The organism is Bacillus sp. AP50 (assembly GCF_040492675.1).
In the GTDB taxonomy this organism is placed as follows: domain Bacteria; phylum Bacillota; class Bacilli; order Bacillales; family Bacillaceae_G; genus Bacillus_A; species Bacillus_A cereus.
Genome location: NZ_JBEUTW010000401.1, coordinates 1 through 3,983 on the forward strand (window position 1 = coordinate 1; position 3,983 = coordinate 3,983).

Sequence of the window (3,983 nt, forward strand, 5' to 3'; positions counted from 1 at the left end):
GTGTATAAGAGACAGATCCTACTTAGTGGATGCAGCAATAACGATATATACGGTTCTTGGGAAGTCGTTGACAATAAAAAAGGTGAATGCCCTGTATATTATAAATTTGAAACAGTTGTCAAAAAAGAAAATAAAGAGGAAATTGTGCAAAATTTAGTAGAAATGCAAACAACAAAGAATACAGACGATTTATATAAAGGCTCATTTGTCAAAAATTCTAATGTATATCACATTGATTATGGTAATTCATTTACATCGGACCAAACTTTAAAAGTTGCCGACGGTACATTAAATGTATACTTTTTGACAGCCGAAAAATTATGCACATATAAAAAGAAATGATTACATTTCAGAGGAGACGCAGAAAATATTTTCTGCGTTATTTCACTTTAGAAATCGTCCACAAAAATAGCCCTTGTTTTCGTATTCTTTTTCATTCAAAACATGAGAAATATACTTAATAAAAACTAGAAAATATCTTAAGTTATATAAAATGAATCCTATAATAGACATTTCAATTAACACATCTACGCTATTTACATCGTTACTTTTCAAAATAGGCTAATCCTCCCTCTAAATTTGTCAATCGTTTTAATTTTCATAAAAAAATGATAAAATGTAAACATGTGTTTTCAGAATAATTAAAAACGCAGAATGAAAGCACTGTTTTTAGGAGGGGTTTTGATGACTTACACGTTAGCAACTAGAATGAAAGCATTCCAATCTTCTATATTTAGTGAATTAGGAGCCTATAAAAAAGAAAAAATTGCAGCAGGTCATAACATGATTGATTTGAGCATCGGAAATCCTGATATGCCGCCCGCTGATTTTGTAAGAGAAACAATGGTACATACAGCGAGTGAAAAAGAGAGCTATGGGTATACATTATCAGGTATTCAAGAATTTCACGAAGCTGTAACTGAATATTACAACAACACTCATAACGTTTTATTAAATGCGGATAAAGAAGTTTTATTATTAATGGGTTCACAAGACGGGCTCGTTCATTTACCTATGGTTTATGCAAATCCAGGTGATATTATATTAGTTCCTGATCCAGGATATACAGCTTATGAAACAGGTATTCAAATGGCTGGTGCAACATCTTACTACATGCCTTTAAAGAAAGAGAATGATTTCTTACCAGACTTAGAAGTCATCCCTGAAGAAATTGCCGATCAAGCGAAGATGATGATTTTAAACTTCCCAGGGAATCCCGTTCCAGCAATGGCTCATGAAGATTTCTTTAAAGAAGTAATCGCATTCGCGAAAAAGCATAATATTATCGTTGTCCATGATTTTGCTTATGCTGAATTTTATTTCGATGGTAATAAGCCAATTAGCTTTCTCTCTGTACCCGGTGCTAAAGAAGTTGGTGTAGAAATCAATTCTTTGTCAAAAAGTTATAGTTTAGCAGGTAGCCGTATTGGATATATGATTGGAAACGAAGAAATTGTTCGTGCACTTACTCAATTTAAATCTAATACCGATTACGGTGTATTTTTACCAATTCAAAAAGCGGCATCTGTAGCACTAAGAAATGGCGCTGCATTTTGTGAGAAAAACCGCGATATTTATCAAGAACGGAGAGATACTTTAGTCGATGGATTCCGAACATTTGGCTGGAATGTCGATAAGCCAGCTGGTAGTATGTTTGTCTGGGCTGAAATTCCACAAGGATGGACTTCTCTAGACTTCGCTTATGCATTAATGGATCGTGCGAATGTCGTTGTTACACCTGGTCATGCATTTGGACCTCATGGAGAAGGCTTCGTACGTATTGCACTCGTTCAAGATAAAGAAGTGTTGCAACAAGTTGTTGAAAATATTAGAAATAGCGGCATTTTCGTCCTTGAAAAAGTAGATGAATTAGTTAAAAATTAGTTCCCACTCCCCTGCTTAACTTTAGCAGGGGTATTATTAATTGGAGGTACTTTCATATGCATATTAAAGACACGCTTCCCCATCGTTATCCATTTTTAATGATTGATAAAGTAACAAATGTAAAACAAGGTGAATCCGTTACAGGATATAAACTCATTACAAATAACGAATGGTTTATAAATGATAGTCAAAAACATATGCCTCATATGTTAATTGTAGAATCACTTGCCCAGCTTAGTGCATTTGTACATACAAGTGATTCTGAAGGACTAGGATTTCTCTCCTCTTTAGATGGAGTTGAATTCCACGGAAAAGCATATCCCGGTGATAAACTTGATTTACATTATGAGCTAACGCGCAATCGCCGAGGTTTTATTCTTGGTAAAGGTATTGCAACTGTAAACGACCAGCCTATTGTAACTATAGAAAAACTATTAATATATCAAGCAGATTAAAGTGTTCCTTATATCAGTTGGAAATATCTATTCTCAACCAATTAAGTAAATAGGAAAACATATTACGTAGTTAGGAGCAGGAAAATGGAACGTACTATCGGTATCGATGCTGGAGGCACATTAACGAAAATAGCTTATTTTAACGAAAAAAAGCTATTAACTTTTGAAAAATTTTATTCACATGAACAACATAAAATAATAGATTGGATTAAAAACAACAATGGCATAAAACAAATATGTATTACGGGTGGTAAATCGAAACTATTACAGCATCTGCTTACAGGTTCATATAAAATAATAGAGCTAAACGAATTTGAATCTACTCTTGCAGGTGTCCAATACATATTAAAAGAAGAAAAACACACTATAAACAATTTTATTTTAACCAATATCGGTACAGGTACTTCTATCCATTATGTTTATAATGAACAATATATTCGCGCTGGTGGAACCGGAGTTGGCGGTGGGACTATTATGGGACTTTCAAAATTGTTAACAAATATAGATCATTTTGAAGATGTAATTCCTCTAACAAAAGTAGGATCTAGAAAAGAACTAGATATTACGGTTGGAGATATTTATGGTGGTATTCTCTCACCTATTGATAATAGCTTAACTGCTAGCAATTTTGGTAAAGCCGCTATTTCAGAATCGAAATATAATAGCTCAGACATACTTGCTACTATACAAGGACTTGTCGGTGAAGTCGTTACTGCATTAAGCCTTCAATTCGCTGAAACAAAAAACATTAAACATATTATTTATATTGGTTCGACTTTATGTAATAACGTACAACTTCAACATATTATAAGTAGCTACACCGAATATCAAAATAAAACACCAATCTTTTTACAAGATGGTGGTAATAGCGGTGCAATTGGTGCATTACTTCATGCTACGAAATAAAAAGCTGACTTTTGTCAGCTTTTTAAAAATGGCACTTCAAATTCAATAATTGATTCCCCGTTCTCTTTAATTCGCTCCACGCTTATTCTATCAATCACACAATTTAACTTCCCATGAAAACTAGGAATCTCCTTCACTACTTCAGCAGCTAATTTGGCACTTTCTTTTCTTCCGACTGTTACATGCGGGATGTACGGAATGTCTTCTTTCAAAAATTGTAATAAAGGTCCTGTATACAGCCTATCATGTAGTTCTTCTATTTGTTTTCTTCCTCTATCAACTTCTAAAAACAAATAGTTTCCTACGCTAGTGATACGATTTGCAAACTCAATTTCAATTTTGCCTCCCCCTTTTGATACATTAAAAATATGAGATTTTAATTCATCATTTGAAATATTACTCTTAAACGGGAATACGATTGTTATATGCGGTGGAATTAATCCAAATAAAGGATCATGTTTATGTCTAATGTTCTCTATTTTATCGATGGACATGTTGTTTAGAAAAAGTAAAATTGTACGCATTTTTATCCCCTCAACTTTTCCTCATTATAATATGTATCATATTCTATGACAGCCTGCCCTTCAACAACTTGTTTTGCTTACCTATAAAAATAAAAAAACTTCTCAAATGAGAAGTTTTCATATAGCATGATTATTATTTTCCCGCCAAACTTTCCTAAACTTTATATAACAAGCAATTCTCCATGGAATAATATACGAGACAGCAACAACGTAA

Annotated in this window: 6 protein-coding genes; 4 read left to right on the top strand and 2 right to left on the bottom strand. The window is 33.3% G+C overall.

Annotated features, from left to right (window positions below):
• From ABWK52_RS23240 to coaW, 4 genes are all read left to right on the top strand, one after another.
• Window positions 1-342: a hypothetical protein gene (locus ABWK52_RS23240; RefSeq protein WP_353772166.1), complete on the top strand. Its 342-nt coding sequence runs from the start codon at window positions 1-3 to the stop codon at window positions 340-342.
• Window positions 343-684: 342 nt separating this feature from the next.
• Window positions 685-1,884, top strand: coding sequence for an LL-diaminopimelate aminotransferase (locus ABWK52_RS23245; RefSeq protein WP_000222700.1), 1,200 nt, complete (start codon window positions 685-687; stop codon window positions 1,882-1,884).
• Between the two features lie 56 nt (window positions 1,885-1,940).
• Window positions 1,941-2,339, top strand: coding sequence for a 3-hydroxyacyl-ACP dehydratase FabZ family protein (locus ABWK52_RS23250; RefSeq protein WP_000547659.1), 399 nt, complete (start codon window positions 1,941-1,943; stop codon window positions 2,337-2,339).
• 84 nt (window positions 2,340-2,423) lie between these two features.
• Window positions 2,424-3,245 (top strand): type II pantothenate kinase, encoded by an 822-nt coding sequence (gene coaW, locus ABWK52_RS23255; protein WP_000442493.1) that lies wholly within the window; start codon window positions 2,424-2,426, stop codon window positions 3,243-3,245.
• Window positions 3,246-3,259: 14 nt separating this feature from the next.
• On the opposite strand, the gene ABWK52_RS23260 is transcribed toward coaW, so the two are convergent.
• Both ABWK52_RS23260 and ABWK52_RS23265 read right to left on the bottom strand, forming a co-directional pair.
• On the bottom strand, window positions 3,260-3,769 hold the full coding sequence (locus ABWK52_RS23260; RefSeq protein ID WP_001259206.1) for a 2'-5' RNA ligase family protein: 510 nt from the start codon (window positions 3,767-3,769) through the stop codon (window positions 3,260-3,262).
• Window positions 3,770-3,886: 117 nt separating this feature from the next.
• Window positions 3,887-3,983 (bottom strand): CcdC protein domain-containing protein (locus ABWK52_RS23265; protein WP_353772167.1); only part of this gene is annotated, 97 nt, incomplete at its 5' end.